Annotated in this window: 16 protein-coding genes; 7 read left to right on the top strand and 9 right to left on the bottom strand. The window is 70.2% G+C overall.

Annotation, left to right across the window (positions count from 1 at the left end; genetic code table 11):
• Both ACWDU1_RS07435 and ACWDU1_RS07430 read left to right on the top strand, forming a co-directional pair.
• A partial coding sequence (locus ACWDU1_RS07435) for an ABC transporter permease subunit (protein WP_449996444.1) occupies window positions 1-465 on the top strand: 465 nt, incomplete at its 5' end.
• Between the two features lie 24 nt (window positions 466-489).
• Window positions 490-1,623, top strand: coding sequence for an ABC transporter substrate-binding protein (locus tag ACWDU1_RS07430; protein WP_449996443.1), 1,134 nt, complete (start codon window positions 490-492; stop codon window positions 1,621-1,623).
• 96 nt (window positions 1,624-1,719) lie between these two features.
• Here the strand turns inward: ACWDU1_RS07430 and ACWDU1_RS07425 are convergent, their stop codons facing one another.
• From ACWDU1_RS07425 to ACWDU1_RS07395, 7 genes are all read right to left on the bottom strand, one after another.
• Window positions 1,720-2,931, bottom strand: coding sequence for an acetyl-CoA C-acetyltransferase (locus tag ACWDU1_RS07425; RefSeq protein WP_449996442.1), 1,212 nt, complete (start codon window positions 2,929-2,931; stop codon window positions 1,720-1,722).
• Between the two features lie 23 nt (window positions 2,932-2,954).
• A complete protein-coding gene (locus ACWDU1_RS07420) occupies window positions 2,955-3,842 on the bottom strand; it encodes an FAS1-like dehydratase domain-containing protein (RefSeq protein WP_449996441.1) in 888 nt (295 codons plus the stop codon).
• Window positions 3,839-4,576 (bottom strand): 3-oxoacyl-ACP reductase FabG, encoded by a 738-nt coding sequence (gene fabG / locus ACWDU1_RS07415; RefSeq protein WP_449996440.1) that lies wholly within the window; start codon window positions 4,574-4,576, stop codon window positions 3,839-3,841. The genes ACWDU1_RS07420 and fabG overlap by 4 nt, the downstream gene beginning before the upstream one ends.
• Window positions 4,573-5,802, bottom strand: a complete 1,230-nt coding sequence (locus ACWDU1_RS07410) for a CoA transferase (protein ID WP_449996439.1) — start codon at window positions 5,800-5,802, stop codon at window positions 4,573-4,575. Before ACWDU1_RS07410 ends, fabG begins: the two co-directional genes overlap by 4 nt.
• On the bottom strand, window positions 5,799-6,587 hold the full coding sequence (locus ACWDU1_RS07405) for an enoyl-CoA hydratase/isomerase family protein (protein ID WP_449996438.1): 789 nt from the start codon (window positions 6,585-6,587) through the stop codon (window positions 5,799-5,801). The genes ACWDU1_RS07410 and ACWDU1_RS07405 overlap by 4 nt, the downstream gene beginning before the upstream one ends.
• Window positions 6,588-6,732: 145 nt before the next feature.
• Window positions 6,733-7,932 (bottom strand): acyl-CoA dehydrogenase family protein, encoded by a 1,200-nt coding sequence (locus tag ACWDU1_RS07400; protein ID WP_449996437.1) that lies wholly within the window; start codon window positions 7,930-7,932, stop codon window positions 6,733-6,735.
• A 174-nt stretch (window positions 7,933-8,106) separates the two neighbouring features.
• Window positions 8,107-8,856, bottom strand: coding sequence for a GntR family transcriptional regulator (locus tag ACWDU1_RS07395; protein ID WP_449996436.1), 750 nt, complete (start codon window positions 8,854-8,856; stop codon window positions 8,107-8,109).
• A gap of 110 nt (window positions 8,857-8,966) precedes the next feature.
• Between ACWDU1_RS07395 and ACWDU1_RS07390 the strand changes: the two genes are divergently transcribed.
• Entirely contained in the window at window positions 8,967-10,175 is a 1,209-nt protein-coding gene (locus ACWDU1_RS07390) for a cytochrome P450 (RefSeq protein ID WP_449996435.1), read from the top strand.
• A gap of 34 nt (window positions 10,176-10,209) precedes the next feature.
• On the opposite strand, the gene ACWDU1_RS07385 is transcribed toward ACWDU1_RS07390, so the two are convergent.
• Window positions 10,210-10,617: a winged helix-turn-helix transcriptional regulator gene (locus ACWDU1_RS07385; protein WP_449996434.1), complete on the bottom strand. Its 408-nt coding sequence runs from the start codon at window positions 10,615-10,617 to the stop codon at window positions 10,210-10,212.
• Window positions 10,618-10,859: 242 nt separating this feature from the next.
• Between ACWDU1_RS07385 and ACWDU1_RS07380 the strand changes: the two genes are divergently transcribed.
• The 4 genes from ACWDU1_RS07380 to ACWDU1_RS07365 all read left to right on the top strand — a co-directional run bounded on the left by ACWDU1_RS07380 (window position 10,860) and on the right by ACWDU1_RS07365 (window position 15,818).
• A complete protein-coding gene (locus ACWDU1_RS07380) occupies window positions 10,860-11,678 on the top strand; it encodes a class I SAM-dependent methyltransferase (protein ID WP_449996433.1) in 819 nt (272 codons plus the stop codon).
• A gap of 91 nt (window positions 11,679-11,769) precedes the next feature.
• Entirely contained in the window at window positions 11,770-12,282 is a 513-nt protein-coding gene (gene msrA, locus ACWDU1_RS07375; RefSeq protein ID WP_449996432.1) for a peptide-methionine (S)-S-oxide reductase MsrA, read from the top strand.
• A 91-nt stretch (window positions 12,283-12,373) separates the two neighbouring features.
• Window positions 12,374-13,978, top strand: a complete 1,605-nt coding sequence (locus tag ACWDU1_RS07370; RefSeq protein ID WP_449996431.1) for a phosphatase PAP2 family protein — start codon at window positions 12,374-12,376, stop codon at window positions 13,976-13,978.
• A gap of 130 nt (window positions 13,979-14,108) precedes the next feature.
• Window positions 14,109-15,818: a hypothetical protein gene (locus tag ACWDU1_RS07365; protein WP_449996430.1), complete on the top strand. Its 1,710-nt coding sequence runs from the start codon at window positions 14,109-14,111 to the stop codon at window positions 15,816-15,818.
• A 58-nt stretch (window positions 15,819-15,876) separates the two neighbouring features.
• On the opposite strand, the gene ACWDU1_RS07360 is transcribed toward ACWDU1_RS07365, so the two are convergent.
• Complete coding sequence (locus ACWDU1_RS07360) at window positions 15,877-17,511, bottom strand: MFS transporter (protein ID WP_449996429.1); 1,635 nt, start codon at window positions 17,509-17,511, stop codon at window positions 15,877-15,879.
• Between the last annotated feature and the right edge of the window lie 7 nt (window positions 17,512-17,518).

Genomic DNA, 17,518 nt, shown 5'->3' with positions numbered 1-17,518 from the left:
CTGGCGATTCCCGCGGTAGTCCTGGGTATGGGGCTGCTGTGGACCTGGCTGGTGCTGCCGGTACCGCTCTACGGGACCCTCGCCGTCCTGGTCGTGGCGTTCCTGGCGGTCCAGGCGCCGCAGGGTTTCCGGGGCGTGGCCGCGTCCATCATGGCCACCGACCGCGATCTGGAGGACAGCGCGGTCATGCTCGGCGCGGGCCGTACGAGGGCCGTCGCCCGGATCACCGTGCCGCTGATGAAGGTGAGCCTGCTGTCCACCTTCCTGCTGCTGCTGATGCTGAGCATGCGCGAACTCACCGTTCCGCTGTTCCTCTACACCAGCGAGACCGAGATCCTCTCGATCGCCATCTACGACGCCTTCGAGAACGGTGGCGCGTTGCGGCAGGCGGCCGCGATGAGCGTGATCTACACCGCCTTCATGTTCGTCCTGTCCTATATCCCGCGCCGCCTGGCCCGTCAGTAAACGTTTCGAGAGGGAACCAGAACCATGAAGCTCACCAGATGGGGCGCCATCGCAGTCGCCCTGCTCCTCGGCGCCTCGCTGGCCGCGTGCGGCGGGGGGCCGGGGCGGCCGGACGACGCCGCCGTCGCCGAGACCATGCTGGCGATGCCCGCGATCGACGACTCGAACGGGCTCGTCGTCCACGGCGAGCGGATCGCCGACGCCGGACTGCTGACGGCGGCCCGCGGGGAATCGCTGAACTGGTACACGGCCTCGGGCGCGGAGAGCGCCGGGCTCACCGCCGCCCGGTTCGAGGCCGAGACCGGGGTCCAGGTGAATATGACGCGGCTGCCGTCGGGCAAGCTCAACGAGCGGGTCCTCAGCGAGAACGGCGCCGGCCGGTTGTCGGCCGGGGTGGTCACCATCACCGATCCGATCCTGGCCGAGGGCTTCGCCGAGGCAGGTGTTTTCGCCCCCTACCGGACGCCCACCTACGACAAGCTGGTGGATATGGGCGATGTGGTCTGGAAGGGCGGTGAGTACTACACCGTCTACTACTCGGCCTACGCCTTCGCCTACAACGATCTGGCGGTCGAGGCGGACGAGGCCCCCGACCGCTGGGAGGATCTGCTCGACCCGAAGTGGAAGGGCAAGATCGGGGTGGTCAACGCCGGTGCCGGTGGCACCGTGCAGGGTCTGGCCGATTTCCAGGAGCGCGTTCTGGGCGCGGATTACTGGAGTGGCCTGTCCGCCCAGGAACCGCGGATCTTCGACACCACCTCCGTCCAGCTCGACGCGCTGGCCCGCGGTGAGATCGAGGTGGCCACCATCGGATTCAACAGCACCTACGGCGCCGAGCAGGCGGGCGCTCCCATCGAGCTGGTGGTCCCGGAGAAGGGTGTCTCCGGCACCTTCAACATGCAGGGATTGACCCGGGCCGGGGCGAACAGCCCGGCGGCGCGGCTCTTCATGAACTGGACCATGTCGCGTTCCGGTCAGGAGTTCGCGGCGGCACAGGGTTTCGTGGGTTCCCGCACCGATATCGACCAGGTCCCGACGGGCCAGTATCAGCTGCCCAAGGCCGATGACAAGGGTTTCGTGGTCTACACCCCGGAGGACGCCCGGAATCGCGGCCGCGACATCGTGACCCGCTGGAACAAGATGTTCGCCTTCGGCTGACCCGCGACTCGCGTACGCGAGGGCCGGTTTCCGGCCCGGGTGGAACCGGCCGCCGCGACCTCGATGAGGGAGGTCGCGGCGGCCGGTTCTCGTTGCTCAATCCGCGAACCGCTCGACCACGGCCGCCAGCCCCTGCCCGCCGCCGATGCACAGGGTGGCCAGGCCGTAGCGGCCGCCGGTGCGGGTGAGCTGACGCGCCAGGGTGCCCGCCAGCCGGGCTCCGGTGGCGCCCACGGGATGGCCGAGCGAGATACCGGAACCGTGCACGTTCACCCGTTCGCGGTCGCTCGCGCCGAACTTCCACTCCCGCATGACCGCGAGCGCCTGGGCCGCGAAGGCCTCGTTGAGTTCGATCAGATCCATATCGGCCAGGGTGAGCCCGGCCCGCTCCAGGGCGGCGGCGGTGGCCGGCACCGGACCGATCCCCATGGTGCGCGGGGGGACCCCCGCGACTGCCCAGGAGACCAGCCGGACCAGCGGGCGCAGCCCCAGTTCGGCCGCCCGTTCCGGCGTGGTGACCACGCACAGCGCCGCCGCGTCGTTCTGACCGCTGGCATTGCCCGCGGTCACGGTGGCGTCGTCGAGGGTCTTCCCCATGATGGGGCGCAGGGCCCCCAGCGATTCCATGCTGGTGTCGGAGCGCGGATGCTCATCGGTATCGACCACGGTGTCGCCGCGCCGGCCGGGCACCGTCACCGGCACGATCTCCTCCGCGAACACCCCCGACCCCTGGGCGGCCACGGCGCGGCGGTGCGATTCCAGCGCCAGCGCGTCCTGCGCCTCGCGGGTGATGCCGTACTCCCGCCGGACGTTCTCCGCCGTCTCGATCATGCCGCCGGGTACGGGGTAATCGGGTCCGCCCGCCGTGGTGCGCGCGCGGGCCAGCCCGTCGTGCATGGTCATACCGCTGCGGGCCGCGCCCCAGCGGGCGTCGGTGGTGTAGAACGGCACATTGCTCATACTCTCGGTGCCGCCCGCGACGACGAGCCCCGCCGCTCCGGTCTGCACCGCCATCGCCGCGTTGATGATCGCCTGCAGGCCCGATCCGCACCGCCGGTCGATCTGCTGGCCCGGTACCTCGACCGGGAGTCCGGCGGTCAGGCCGACCACCCGGCCGATGGCCGGCGCCTCGCTGTTGGGGTTGCAGTTCCCCAGGATCACATCGTCGACGGCCGCGGCGGGCAGTCCGCGGGCGAGGAGTTCACGCAGCACCGCGGCCCCCAGATCCACCGCGGTCAGCGGGCGGAAGACACCGCCGTAACCCCCGATCGGAGTACGCAGTGGTTCGCAGATGACGGCGTCTTTCATAACTCTCCTCGGTGGTGCTTCGGCTATGCCGGCTCGGTGATCGGTGCGGGGTCGAATTCGAGGCGCGCGTGGATTCGGGAACTTTCGCTCCCGGTGGCCGGGGAGACGACCTCCAGCACCCGGTTCGGTCCCGGTCGCGCCACCAGTTCGGCCGGGTCGCCGCAGAACAGCGGCGCCAGCCCGCGATGCCGCAGCGTCGCGGGGGGACGGGTGCCCGTGCGCCGGGCCGCCTCGGCCAGGGCCACCGCCATGAGCGGGCCGTGTACGACCAGGCCCGGATAGCCCTCGGTCCGCGTCGCGTAGGGCCAGTCGATATGGATCCGGTGCGAGTTGGCGGTGAGTGCGCTGAAACGGGCCAGCCGCACCGGATCGGTGCGCAGGTCCCATCTCGTTTCCCGCTCCCCGGTGGTCCGGGCCGGGCCGATCAGCTGCGTGACGAGCTGTGCGGGGGAGGGCTGGGCCGTCGACGCGCCGGTCCGCGCGGCGGTGTAGACGATGTTCTGGATCTCCTCGAGCAACAGGGTGCCGCCCCGGTCGTGGACCCGTACGGTGAGGTCGACCAGGATCAGCGGCCCGGTACGGCCTTCCCGCGCACGCGGCTCGGACGCGCGGGAGGTCACGGCCACCTCGGCGCCGATCGGCACCGGAGCATGGAAGGTGAGACGGCCACCGCCGAACATCCGGCGCGGCAGGGTGACCTCCGGCATGATCCCGGTGCCGAGGCGAGGATGCCCGTCCGGCCCCAGCGTGCCGGGATCCGGCCAGCGCGCGAGCGCTATCCAATGCCACAGGGGCGGCAGCGGCGCACCCGCACCCAGATCCAGGTCGTCGGCGCCGAGCAGGCCTGCCAGGCCCGCCACCGCCGCCGGATCCACGATCCGGTCGACCACGCTCTCCCGGGAAGCGCTCACATGAACCGCCCGCCGGTCACTTCGGCGACCGTGCCGGTCATATAGGAGGACAGGGACGAGGCGTAGAACAGCGCCGCCCCGGCGACCTCGTCCGGTTCACCCGGCCGCTGCATCGGGATCTCCGCCATCTTCTGGTCCCATGCCTTCTGCGGCATCGCCTCGGTCATCGCCGACCTGATCAGTCCCGGCTGGATCGCGTTGATCCGGACCCCGTGGTGGGCCATCTCCTTGGCGGCCGCCTTGGTGAGTCCCACGATTCCGGCCTTGGCGGCCGAGTAGTTGGTCTGCCCGACCATGCCGACTTTCCCCGACAGCGAGGAGATATTGACGATCGCACCCGACTTCTGCTCCCGCATCCGGGCCGCGGCCAGCCGGGTGCCGTTCCAGGTGCCCTTCAGATGAACCCGGACGACGAGATCGAAATCGTCCTCGGTCATGGTGCGCATGGTCGCGTCGCGGGTGATACCGGCGTTGTTGACGAAAACGTCGAGCGAGCCGAACTCGGCCACCGCCGTATCGACCAGTGTCTGCACCTGTGCGGCGTCGGCGACATCGCATCCGACGGCGCGGGCCCGCTCACCGAGTCCGGCGGCGGTCGCCCGCGCGGCGGCCTCGTCCAGGTCTCCGAGTACGACGCGGGCGCCGTGTTCGAGGTAGAGCCGGGCGATGGCCAGGCCGATGCCCTGTGCGCCACCGGTGATGACGGCGGTCTTATCGGCGAGAAGTGCGGTCATGAGGAACCTTCCTGTCGGTGCTGCGGGTCGCATACCACTACCCGCCGGTCGTGCAGCCGGCCGATCTCGCGGCCGGTCAGTCCCAGGTCGCGCGTCAGCACCTGTTCGGTATCGGCGCCGAGTAGCGGCGCGGGTTCGGGAGCCGCGGTGAGGTCCTGCCAGCGGATCGGGTTCCCGGTGGCCAGCATCTCGCCGATACCCGGTTGCCGGACCGGCCGCGCGAGCGAATCCGGGTCCGCGCGGGCCGTCGCGGCGGCCTCCCGCATCGATCGGTAGGGGCCCCACAGCACGCGCGCCTCGTTCAGGCGGGTGGTCAGCTCGTCGAGGGTGCGGGCCGCGAACCACGGACGCAGGATCGAGGCGATGGTCTCGCGCAACTCGTAGCGTTGCGATTCGTCGCGCAGATCGGTGCCGAGCGCCGATTCGAGCGCCGCGAAAACCGGTGCGGTACCGGTGGCCTCGCACAGTGCCCGCCACTGGCCTTCGGTCAACGCGACGACCATGACGCGCCTGCCGTCGGCGGTGGCGAAATCCGTGCCGAAGCTGCCGTAGAGATGGTTGCCGTGCGGGGCGCGGTCGCCGTATTCCTCGGCCTCGGCCAGCCAGCCGAGTGCTCCCACCGCGGACAGGGCCACATCCGACAGCGCGATATCGAGCCGGGACCCCTCGCCGGTCTGTTCGCGCCAGCCCACCGCGGCCAGGACGCCGAGGGCGGCGGACGCCCCGGCGAGCAGGTCCCAGGCCGGCAGCACATGGTTGACCGGCTGTGCCGCACCGCCGGTTCCGGTCATATCCGGCACTCCGACCGCGGCGTTCACGGTGTAGTCGACTCCCGGGCTGCCGTCCGGGAAACCGAGCACGTGTACCGAGATCGCGTCGGGCCGGCGGGCGGTGAGATCGGCGTGGGTCACCCGGTGCCGCCCGACCAGGTTGTCGACGAGGATGCCGGCCCCCGGCCCCGGCCCGGTGCACAGCGCCAGCAGGAGTTCGCGTCCCTCCGGGGTGCGGTAGTCCAGGGCCACCGACCGCTTCCCCTTGTTCAGGTTCGCCCAGTAGAGGCTGGCGCCGGAACGGGCAAGCGGCCAGCGCATATGGTCACTACCGCCGCCCGGTAGGTCGACCCGGATGACCTCGGCCCCGAGCTGGGTGAGGCTCATACCGCAGGAGGGCCCGGCGACGAAGGTGGCGCATTCGACCACCCGCAGGTGGGCCAGTGGGGTGTTCATGAGAAGCGTGGCTCCCGTCGTTCGAGGAAGGCGTCGCGGCCCTCCTGTGCGTTCGGCCCGTGTCCCGCCAGGGCCATGGCGGTCCGTTCGGCAGCCAGGAACTGCGCGAAGTCGGCGCGGTCCTGTGCCAGTAGTGATTTGGTGAGGGCATTCGACTGGGTCGGGCCGGCCGCCAGCGTGGCGGCGAGCTCGCGGGCCCGTGCGGTCGCGGTCCCGGACGGCACGGTCTCGGTGACCAGACCCGCCGCGCGGGCGTCCCGGGCGGTGAGGGGTTCGCCCAGGAAGAGATGGGCGGCGGCCCGCTGCTGCCCCAGCCGGCGCGGCAGGTGATAGGCGGTTCCGGCGTCGGCCGTCAACCCGCGGGCGGCGAAGGGGGCCTTGAAAGAAGCATCCGCACCGGCGATCACGAGATCGCAGGCGAGCACGATTCCCCAGGCGGCGCCGATGGCGTAGCGCTCGACGGCCGCGATGACCACCTGGTCCGCCCGGACCATGGACGTCACCAGTTCGTGAATCATGGTGAGCCGTTCGGCCGGGCCGAGAACGCCCGCTTCCGGCCCGGGCATGGACGCGACATCGCCCCCGGAGGAGAAGAATTCGTCGCCGCCGGTGAGGACCACGGCCGCGTCCCGGCGGCGGGCGGCGTCGGCGAGGCCGGCCCGCAGCGACTCCAGGGTCGGTGCGTCGAGGGCGTTGCGCCGGTGCGGACGGTTGAGCCGCAGGACGGTGACCCCGGGGCCCGGGTGTTCCTGGTGGACGGGTGCCTGAGCGGTATCGGAGGTCATAATCTATAGAAAATATAGTATGTCTTCATAGGTGTCGAGGGTTGGGAGTGGGTGCGGATTCGGTCTGCCGGGCGCGGGCCCGGCGGGTGCGCGGCGCGGCGTGGCCGGGTCGGAAGAGGTCCGCGGCCGCCGCGCGAGCGGGGGATCAGACTTGGATCCGGTAGTCCTTCAGCAGCGCCCGGCCGATGATCATCTTCTGGATATCGGAGGTGCCCTCGCCGATCAGCATGAAGGCGGCCTCGCGGTAGAGGCGCTCGATCTCGTATTCCTTGGAATAGCCGTAGCCGCCGTGGATACGGAAGGAATCCTGGACGACTTCGTTGCAGTACTCCGCGGCCAGCATCTTCGCCATACCGGCCCCGACATCGTTGCGTTCCCCGGTGTCCTTGAGCCGGGCGGCCCGGACCGTCATCGCGTGGGCGGCCTCGACCTTGGTGGCCATTTCCGCGAGACGGAACAGGATCGCCTGGTGATCGGCGATCTGCTTACCGAAGGTTTCGCGCTGCTGCGCGTAGGAGATCGCCAGTTCGAAGGCCCGCAGCGCGATACCGCAGGCGCGGGCGGCGACATTCACGCGGCCCACTTCGACCCCGTCCATCATGTGATAGAAGCCCTGGCCGGGGACGCCGCCGAGAATCCGGTCCGCCGGAATCCGGTGGCCGGCGAAGACCGCCTCGGTGGTGTCCACCCCCTTGTAGCCCATCTTGTCGATCTTGCCGGGGATGGTCAGGCCGGGAGCCGTCTCGCCGTAGCCGGCCTCCTTTTCCACCAGGAACGTCGTCAGGTTCTTGTAGACGCTGTCGGCGCCCTCGTCGGTTTTCACCAGAACGGCCACGAGGTTCGAGGTGCCGCCGTTGGTCAGCCACATCTTCTGGCCGTCGATCGTGTACCAGCCGTCCTCGCCGCGAACGGCCCGGGTCTTGATCGCCGCGACATCGGAGCCCAGCCCCGGCTCCGACATCGAGAACGACCCGCGCGTCTCGCCGGTGGCCATCCGCGGCAGATACTTCCGCTTCTGCTCGTCGGTGCCGTGCCGCATGATCATGTAGGCCACGATGAAATGGGTATTGATCACGCCCGAGACGCTCATCCAGCCGCGGGCGATCTCCTCCACACACAGCGCGTAGGTCAGCAGGGATTCGCCCAGGCCGCCGTACTCCTCGGGGATCATCAGCCCGAAGATGCCCAGATCCCGGAGTCCGTCGACGATTTCCCGCGGATACTCGTCGGCGTGCTCGAGTTCGGTGGCGACCGGGAGGATTCTCTTCTCCACGAATGCGCGGACCGTCGCGATGATCTCGGTCTGGTCCTCGGTCAGTCCGTCGGTGCCACATAGCCGGCCCATACCGGATCCTCCTTCTTCGGCGACCGTGCCGCGGCTCGATCTCGACCGGGTGCTGTCGAACCCGTGCCGGGCGGCTGCCCTGGAGCTCGGTCTGGAGTGAATTATTGATCCGGTCATTTGTAGCATAAGTACGTACAAATGTGGGCCGAAGCGGCGAACCGTACGCGGGCGCGGTCAGAGTGTGTTGCGGCGCAACGTCACCCGATAGGTGTAGTGCTCGGGCAGGAAATAGCTGACCGACAGATCGATGGGCAGGCCGGCGGCGTCGGAGTACAGCCGGTCGACCCGGAGCATGGGATGGCCCTCGTCGCAGCCGAGCGCGGCGGCGACCTCGGTATCGGCCCGCGCGACCGTGATCGACTGGGCCGCCTCGGCGATCGGGTTGTCCAGGTAGGGCCCGAGCAACCCGATCACGGTGTGCGAACTCGCCCCGCCGGCCCCGACCTCGGCGCGTCCGGTGAGGTGCCGGCCGATGTGCTCGGGCAGGTACACGGTTGTCAGCACGAACGGAACGCCTTCGTGGATACGGCGGAAGGCGACGGTGTGGACGATATCGGTATCGAGCCGCAGCCTGCCCGCGGCATCGATGTCGACGCGGCGGTGCAGTGGGGTGAGCACCTCCATCGTGGTATCGGAGGACAGGCTCATCAGATCCTCGATCGAACCGTGATGCCGCAGGTAGTGCCCCTCGGATTCGGCGACGAAGGTACCGCGGCCCGGCACCCGGTACACCGTGCCGTCGGCGACGAGATCCTGGAACGCGCGGCGCACCGTCTGACGGCTCACCCCGTACCGCTGCGCGAGTTCCGCCTCGGTCGGCAGTTTCCCGCCGTCTCGGTAGGCGCCCGCGGCGATGCCCGCGCGCAGTTCCCGGGACACCATCTGATGCGCCGGCTCGACGCCCCGCTCCCGGTCTGCCTTCATACTCTCCTGCTCTCTGGATAGATATGTACGGACATTTTGCCGAATGATTCCGCCGGGGCGCGAGTAGGGTCGGTTGGGCGATTCGTGGTGTCCGGAGATCGGGGGAGAAAATGGCGGCCGATATCGAGACCGAGGCCGGTGAGCTACTGGCCGCGCTCGCCGAACCCGCGGGGCAGGCCGATCCCTATCCGCTCTACCGGCGACTGCGGGAATTCGGCCCGGCCGTGCGGTCGCCGGACGGGGCGCTGGTGGTCAGCGGGTATCGGGCGGCCACCGCGCTGGTGCGCGATCATCGTTTGCAGAAGCGGCCCGAACGCAACCTGATCGGCGCCGGATTCGCGAACTGGCGGGAACGCCCGGGGCTGCGCCTGGTCTTCACCAGCATGCTGGTGCGCAACCCGCCGGACCACACCCGGCTGCGCCGGGCGGTGTCCAGCGCGTTCACCGCCCGGCGGGTCACCGGACTGCGCGCCGCGATCGAACGGATCGTCGCGGACCTGATCGCCGGCCTGCGCGGCGCGGGCACCGTCGATTTCGTGGACGCGTTCGCGTTTGCGCTGCCGGTCACCGTGATCGGTGAGTTGCTCGGCGTTCCGGAAGCCGACCGGGCCCGGTTCCAGCCGCTGGTGCGGGACTGGACCGCGGTGCTGGATCGTTTGGACGAGCACACCGTCGCGAAGGCCGATACCGCCGCGGCGGAGATCGCCGGCTATCTGACCGGCCTGGTCGCGCGCCGCCGCGCCGAACCGCGCGCGGATCTGCTGTCGGCACTCGCGGCCGACGGCGCCCTCGACGAGGACGAGATGGTGACCATGGCGGCGCTGCTGTTCGCGGCGGGGTTCGAGACGACCACCGGACTCCTCGCGAACGGCCTGAGCGCGCTGCTCGACAATCCGGAGCAGGCCCGGATGCTGCGCGCCGACCCCGGTCTGGCCGACACCGCGACCGAGGAACTGCTGCGGTACGACTCGCCGGTGCAGGTGCTCACCTCCCGCACCGCACCCGAGGACCTGCGGGTCGGTGATCACGCCCTGGCGGCCGGTCAGCGGGTGATCACCCTGCTCGGTGCGGCCAACCGGGACCCCGAGGTCTTTCCCGAACCGGATCGGCTGCGTCTGGACCGTGCCGGTGAACCGCCGCTGTCGTTCGGCGGTGGTTTGCACTTCTGCCTGGGCGCGCCGCTGGCCCGGCTCGAGGCGCAGGTGGCCTTTCCCGCGCTGCTGCGCGCGTTTCCGGATCTCGCGCGGGCCGGCGCGGGGGTGCCACGCCGGGGCCTGGCCCTGCACGGCCTGGTCGCCCTGCCGGTCCATACCGGATGAACTGTGCGACAGGGGGTTCCGCCCGGCCCGGCCGTCAGGGATTGGCGGCGTCGAACTCGGCGCGGCAGCGTTCGATATCGGCGTGATTGTCGCGGGCCCAGGCGGCCATGGCGAGGATCGCGGCGGCGAGACCGTCGCTGCGGGACGTGAGCGCGTACTCGACCTGCGGCGGCGCGGTCGGATAGACCGTGCGGCTGATCAGGCCGTCGCGCATCAGGTTCCGGGTGCAGACGGTGAGCATCCGCTGGGACAGGCCCGGCACCGCGCGCAGCAGATCGCTGAAACGCCTTGGTCCACTGTGCAGTTCGACCAGGACGAGCAGGCTCCATCGGTCGCCGAGGCGTTCCAGGAGTTCTTTGATGCCGCAGTGATCCCCACCACAGGGCCCGGCTTCGACGTCCATATCTGCCTGGTCGGTTACATCGGTGTGTGCAACGGTCATGAAAGTGCCTCCTGTCGGACCTGCCCCGGGCTACACCACAATCATGATGTCGCCGTGGTGACCGGGCTTGGCGAAAGAGGGGGCGACAAGCCCGCCACCGGCGGCAGATAGATCCTCGCACGTCCGCGGCGGCGGGAGGAAGCGACGGGGATTGCGGCGCGGCCGGGGCAGGCGGACAATAAACGGGGCTCGACAGCGATCTGACCAGGTATTTCCGAGGTTCCGATCGACCCCAGGAGCATATGATGACGCAGTCCGTTTCCAACGATCTCAAAGCCCGGCACCGGGCCATGTGGGCCTCGGGAGACTATGCCCGGGTGGCCGCGGATGTGATACCCGAGCTCGGACGCCGGCTGGTCGCCGCCGCCCCGGTCGGGCCGGGGAAGAAAGTGCTCGATATCGCCGCCGGCGCGGGGAACGCCGCGATACCGGCCGCCGAGACGGGCGCCACCGTCGTAGCGAGTGATCTGACACCCGAGTTGTTCGAGGTCGGCCGCCGCAACGCGGCGGCGGCCGGCGTGGCGGTCACCTGGGAGCAGGGCGACGCCGAGGCGCTGCCCTACGACGACGGCGCGTTCGATGTGGTCCTGTCCTGTGTGGGGATCATGTTCGCGCCCTTCCACCGGGCCGCGGCCGACGAACTGGTCCGGGTCACCGGAACCGGCGGGACGATCGCCCTGGCCAACTGGACGCCCTCCGGTTTCATCGGGCGGATGTTCGCGGCCATGAAGCCCTACGCGCCACCGCCGCCGGCCGGCGCGCAGCCGCCCCCGCTGTGGGGCGACGAGGCGCATGTGACGGAGTTGCTGGGCGACCGGGTCGCCGGCCTGGAGATGCGTCGGGAGAAGCTGCCGGTCGAGGTGTTCGCCGACGGCGCCGCGTTCCGGGATTTCTTCAAGAGCAACTACGGTCCCACGATCTCGGTCTACAAATCGCTGGCGAGCGAACCGGAGCGGGCGGCCGCGCTCGATCGCGACCTGGCCGAACTCGCCGACGGCAGTGATCTCGGCGGTGGCCGGATGGAATGGGAATACCTGCTGGTGACGGCGCGGCGAAGCTGAGCGGACGCTGTGGATCGGGCCGGGCGGGACTTTCCCGGTCCGGGGCCGGGTTGTACCGAGGGCCCATAATGAGGGGAACGAAGGAGGAAGCGTGACCGAAACGCGGAAGGCGATCCTGGCCGGAGGGTGCTTCTGGGGTATGGAGGAACTGATCCGCAGGCAGCCCGGGGTGCTCTCGACTCGGGTCGGCTACACCGGCGGCAGCAACGATCACCCCACCTATCGCAACCATCCGGGGCACGCCGAGGCCGTGGAGATCGTCTACGACCCCGCGCAGACCGACTACCGGGCGCTGCTGGAGTTCTTCTTCCAGATCCACGACCCGACCACGAAAGACCGGCAGGGCAACGATATCGGCAGCAGCTACCGGTCGGAGATCTTCTACGTCGACGAGGAGCAGAAGCGGGTCGCGCTCGAGACCATCGTCGATGTCGAGGATTCCGGGTTGTGGCCGGGCAAGGTCGTCACCGAGGTGAATCCGGCGCCCGAGTTCTGGGAGGCCGAGCCCGAGCACCAGGACTATCTGCAGCACTTCCCCAACGGCTACACCTGCCATTTCCCGAGGCCCGGCTGGAAGCTGCCGAAGCGGCAGGCCACCGCCTAGGGTGCCGGGCGGGATTCCCGGCCCCACCGGCGCGATCCCGCGGGCCGATTCGGCTCGCGGGGTCGATGTCGTGCTGGGTAGTGTCGGTGCGGTGAGTAGGTGGACGCGCCGTAGGTTCCGCAGGATCGGCCGGATCGATAGGGCGGTCGGCGATACCGTGGCCGGGCTGCCGGCCACGAAACTGGATGCCGGACTGCTGCGCCTCACCTCGAGCGCGGACCACAGCCTGCTGTGGATGGGTGCGGCGGCACTGCTGGCGAGCAGCAGCGGATCCACCCGCCGGGCCGCCATGCGCGGCGTGGTATCGGTGGCGGGCGCCAGTTTCGTCACCAATGTGGTGCTCAAATCGGTTTTCGCCCGCCGCCGTCCGGCGGCCGAGCTGATGCCCGGGTATCGGCGGCTGTCGCCCGCGCCCACCTCGTCGTCCTTCCCGTCCGGGCACAGTGCCAGTGCGGCGGCTTTCGCGACCGCGGTGGCGATGGAGAGCCCGCGCAGCGCGCTGTTCGTGGCCCCGGTGGCCGCCGCCGTCGCCTATTCGCGCGTGCACACGGGTGTGCACTGGGGTTCGGATGTGCTGGTCGGCGCGGCGGTCGGATCCGGTATCGCGTTGGCCACCCGGCGCTGGTGGCCGGTACGCGAATCGGACGAGGCCGAGGCGAGCCCGGTGCCCGAGGTGCCGGTGCTGGCCGACGGTAAAGGCCTGGTGGTGATGGTGAACCCGGTCTCCGGGGACGCCAACTACGACCCCACCGACGATGTGATGGCCGCGTTGCCCGCCGCGACCGTCGTACGGACCCGGCCCGATATCGACTGCGCCGACCAGTTGGAACAGGTACTGGCCGAACAGCGTGAACCGGTACTGGCCCTGGGTGTCGCGGGCGGTGACGGCACCGTGGCATCGGTTGCGGCGATCGCCCTGCGCAAAGAACTGCCGCTGGTGGTGATCCCCACCGGCACGCTCAACCATTTCGCCCGCGATCTCGGTGTCTACGATCTGCGCGAGGTCATCGACGCGACCGGTGTGGGCGAGGCGGTCGCCGTCGATATCGCCGCGGTCGAATACGGCGACGAGAACGAGACGCGCACCCGGCATCTCATCAACACCTTCAGCCTGGGGTCGTATCCGGATCTGGTGCGCCGCCGGGAGAAATGGGAGAAGCGCTGGGGTAAATGGCCCGCTTTCGCGGTGGCCCTGGCGGTGACCCTGCGCCGTGCCGAACCGATCGAGATCTTCCTCGACGACCGCTGGCAGAAGGTGTGGTTCCTGTTCGTCGGCAACGGCCCCTACCATCCGCACGGCGCCGTGCCCGCCTTCCGCGACCGCCTCGATTCCGGACTGCTGGATGTGCGCTGGTTGCGCGCCGATCTGCGCTGGTCACGCACGCGCGCGGTGGTCGCGCTGGTACTGGCCGCGATCGGCCACAGCCGGGTGTACGGGGAGCGGCAACTGCCGGAGCTGTATGTACAGCTGCCCGCCGCCGAGGCGCTCGCCGCCGACGGTGAGGTCATCGGCAGCGCCACTCATCTGCGGTTCGAGATCGCGGGTCAGCTGCCGGTCTACCGGCGCGACGAATCCAATCCGCTGTGGGTCAACCGCAGCCGCCCGCATCACCGGCGCGCACCGTGGTTGCCGGAAGTGTTCCGCTTCCCGCTGAGCGGCCGGGTGGTCCCGCAGAACCGCCGCTCGGGCGGCTGATCCGGCGCCCGCCGTATCGCGAATGCCGGGACGGGCCGATCGCGGCGAATCTACGATATGAGCACGTCGGCGAGTGACCGCTCGCCGACGGGTTCCACCGGCCGTGGCCGGGCTCGAGTAGGGCCGTCGTATGAGAAGTACCCTCGTTCCGATTCTCGCGGCGGCCGGGATGCTGTTCGCCGCCACCCCGATCGCCGCCGCGGCTCCCGATCCGGCCGCCCGGACCGAGACCGCGGTGGTCTCCTCGTCGCCCGTGACCTCGGTACTGGAAACGGTTGTCGCACTGCGGATCCCGCTTCCCGAGGCGGCGGGCCCGCGTCCGGCGGCATGCGACCGCCTCGCCTATCTGCGGTGGCGGCACGCCGGCGGTCCGGCCCGCTCGGCCGACGCCGATGCCGTATTGATCGCTCAGCCCGGGGTTTTCGAAGGTGCCGCGGCCTTCGATACGCTGGCCCGCAACACCGTCGAGGCGGCGGCGCGCAACGGCCGCCATATCGAGTTCTGGGCCCTGGACCGCCGATCGAACTGCCTCGAGGACCACACCGGCCGGTTGGCGGGGCTGGCATCCCGCGACCCGCACCGAGCGGTGGACTACTACTTCCGTGGCGCGGCCGTGGACGGCCGGACCTTCACCGGGTACGTCCCCGACCACATGCTGGGCTGGCTGGGACGGGTCGGGCTGGCACAGACGGTGCGGGATCAGTTCGACCTGCTCACCGCCGAACTACCCGACCCGTCGGTGCGGGCGCGCAAGGTGTTGTGCGGCGGACATTCCCTGGGCGGTCTGATCACCGGCTTCTTCGCCGAATGGGATTTCGCCGGAGTGGCCGGCCGCGACCAGTGCGCGGGCTATTTCGCGCTCGACTCGGCGGTCGGGACCTCGCTCTCGGTGCTGAGCGGGCTCCCGGACGCGCTACTGGCCCCAGCCGGGCTCGGTTACGGCCCCACCCAGGCGGGCCTCGCGAGCGGCACCCTGCCCCGGACCCTCGCCCTGCCCGCGGTGATCAACCCCGAGACGATGAACCTGCTGGGAATCGTCGGGCTGGCCGCCGCGGTGGCGCCGGTGGCCGAATCCGATCTCGCCCGGTACATCCCGCCGAACGCCAACCAGGACGCGACCTACCGGATCCTGCTGTCGCGGGATGTGCCGACCGCGCTCACCGGTTCGCCGTCGGTGCGCGATTTCCGAGTCACCAACGCGGCGGCTCTCGGGGCGTTCCTGGACGCGAACTCGCAGCCGGTGTCCATCCTCAAAACCGGTATCGGCTTCTTCGACGGCGGCCCGGTGGTGGACAAGGATTTCCCGCCGGATACCGCCGCGCTGTCCGCCGTCCCGGGTCTGCGGGCGCTGGCGGGGATGCTGGGCGGCGACGATCCGATGGCGATCACCGGGCAGCCGCACGGGCCACTGTACAGCTGGCGCGACTATGACGAAGTCGCCGGTGCGCCGATCCCGTCCGGGCGGGACGGCCGGCCGTTCACCACGGCGGCCGACGAGGTCACCAGCGTGCACGATCTGGCCCGCGGCCTGGCCGAACACCCCCTCGATTTCACCGAGTGGTACTTCCCGCTGAAGCTCACCCTGGATATCGCCCAGAGCGGCGCGCCCGAGATCGCCCGGTACCGGCTCCATCCCGGCGCGAGCGGCGCGCCGATCATCAATCTGCTCGGCGGTGCCGGGATCGTGGTCGCCGGCGGCGGCTACGGTGCGGGTGAAACGGTTGTCGCGCCCGGCTACCACCATCTGGATGTGATCACCGCGGCTGCGGTGCAGAACGGCGGCGGTCCGGAGGTCGTATCGACGAGTCTGGCGCGTTTCGCGGCCCGTGTCGCCGGCTGAACACCCGAGGTCCGCTCACGCGTCCGGCCGCCGCCCCCGGGCGGGTGCCGGGTGCGGGTTACGGATCCGGCGGTGTGCCCCCGGCGACCGGAGCGGTCGGGGACCGGACCGGGAGCAGCCGGGTGCCGAACAGGGCGAGGACCGCGAGTAACGCCGTCGCGGCGAACGCGGTCTGCAGCGCGTCCAGGCGCGCCTCGGTATTGATCGCGACCACGGTATCGGCGGTGGGGCCGTCCACTCCCGCGGCGTCGAGTGCGTCGCGCAGCTGGACATCGGAGAGGAACGGTACGCCCGCGGCCAGATCGGTGGCGGCCTGTTCCTGTACCGACGCCGGGACATCGGGGTTGTCCTCGATACCGTCGATCACCGAGGATGTGAGCGCGCCGATGAGAATCGACCCGATCAACGCGGTACCCAGTGAGGCGCCCAGATAGGACGCGGTGTTCTGGAGTCCGCCGACCTCCGCGCTCCGTGATTCCGGTACCGCGGATACCGTCACCGCGCCCAACTGCGAGGCCAGGGCGCCCAGCCCCGCACCCATGAGCAGCATGGGCAACGCGACCACCGCGGCGTCCGCGCCGGGGTCCATTCCGGCGGCGAGCAGCAGGATTCCGATGATCATCGACGCCAGGCCGAGCCGGACCACGCGGCGTGGGCTCGCGCGCGGCACGAACTTCGGAATCCCGAGCGCGGCGACGATCAACGCGACCGACAGGGGCAGCAGCCGCGCGCCGGTGCCGAGCGCGCTGAGTTCCAGCACCACCGACAGGAACAGCGGTACCGCGAAGAACACCCCGGCCTGGACGGCGAACTGGGCGAAGAACATGGTGAGCCCACCGGTCAGCCGGCCGTTGGCCAGCAGGCGCGGGTCGAAGAGGGGTTCGCGGCCCGCCCGCACCCGCGCGGCCAGCCGCTCCCGGAACAGCACCAGCACCAGCAGGCCACCGAGCAGCAGCCAGATCACCGGCGACAGTCCGAGCACCACCGGACCGCCGGGGCGCGGCTGGACCCAGCCCCATTCGCCGGAGCGGAGCACGCCGTAGACGATCATGCCGAGACCGGCCACCGAGAGTGCCGCGCCGAGCAGATCCAGCCGGGCCTGTTCGGCGGGGCTGTCGGCCATCCGGCGCAGCAGCAGCATGATCACGGCCACCACGGCCACCTCGCCGAAGAACACCAGCCGCCACGAGGCGTAGGTGGTGACGGCGCCGCCCAGCAGCGGGCCCACCGCGACGGCGGACGCGCCCGCGGCCGCGATCAGTCCGTACGCGGCGGCCCGGCGCTCGGTGGGCACATTGGCGGCCACCAGCGCCACGATCGCGGGCATGATGAGCGCGGCGCCGATCCCTTCCAGTAGCGACCAGCCCACCAGCAGTACGCCGAGATTCGGCGCGAGGCCCGTGACCAGCGATCCGGTGCCGTAGACCAGCAGACCGAGCGCGAACACCCGGCGCCGTCCCACGATCGCGCCGATTTTGCCGCCGGTGATCATCAGCGATGCCATCACCAGGGTGTAGAGCGTGATGGCGGTCTGGATGCCGGTGATACTGGTGCCGACATCCTGTGCCACCGTCGCCATGGACACGTTCATGACCGAACTGTCGAGGGTCATCAGGAACTGCCCGGCGGCGAGCACCGCCAGCACCAGCCCGGAGCCGGCACGCGGCGATTCGGCCGTGCGGTCGGCGTTCACCTGCCGG

Source organism: Nocardia sp. NPDC003345, assembly GCF_053589395.1.
This window is presented reverse-complemented; position numbering and strand designations above follow the sequence as displayed.

What these genes read in the sequence shown, in the direction of transcription:
- ACWDU1_RS07430 (WP_449996443.1), top strand. Translation starts at nt 490, where the DNA reads ATGAAGCTCACCAGATGGGGCGCCATCGCAGTCGCCCTGCTCCTCGGC.
- ACWDU1_RS07425 (WP_449996442.1), bottom strand. Translation starts at nt 2,931, where the DNA reads ATGAAAGACGCCGTCATCTGCGAACCACTGCGTACTCCGATCGGGGGT.
- fabG (WP_449996440.1), bottom strand. Translation starts at nt 4,576, where the DNA reads ATGACCGCACTTCTCGCCGATAAGACCGCCGTCATCACCGGTGGCGCA.
- ACWDU1_RS07410 (WP_449996439.1), bottom strand. Translation starts at nt 5,802, where the DNA reads ATGAACACCCCACTGGCCCACCTGCGGGTGGTCGAATGCGCCACCTTC.
- ACWDU1_RS07405 (WP_449996438.1), bottom strand. Translation starts at nt 6,587, where the DNA reads ATGACCTCCGATACCGCTCAGGCACCCGTCCACCAGGAACACCCGGGC.
- ACWDU1_RS07400 (WP_449996437.1), bottom strand. Translation starts at nt 7,932, where the DNA reads ATGGGCCGGCTATGTGGCACCGACGGACTGACCGAGGACCAGACCGAG.
- ACWDU1_RS07395 (WP_449996436.1), bottom strand. Translation starts at nt 8,856, where the DNA reads ATGAAGGCAGACCGGGAGCGGGGCGTCGAGCCGGCGCATCAGATGGTG.
- ACWDU1_RS07390 (WP_449996435.1), top strand. Translation starts at nt 8,967, where the DNA reads ATGGCGGCCGATATCGAGACCGAGGCCGGTGAGCTACTGGCCGCGCTC.
- ACWDU1_RS07385 (WP_449996434.1), bottom strand. Translation starts at nt 10,617, where the DNA reads ATGACCGTTGCACACACCGATGTAACCGACCAGGCAGATATGGACGTC.
- ACWDU1_RS07380 (WP_449996433.1), top strand. Translation starts at nt 10,860, where the DNA reads ATGATGACGCAGTCCGTTTCCAACGATCTCAAAGCCCGGCACCGGGCC.
- ACWDU1_RS07365 (WP_449996430.1), top strand. Translation starts at nt 14,109, where the DNA reads ATGAGAAGTACCCTCGTTCCGATTCTCGCGGCGGCCGGGATGCTGTTC.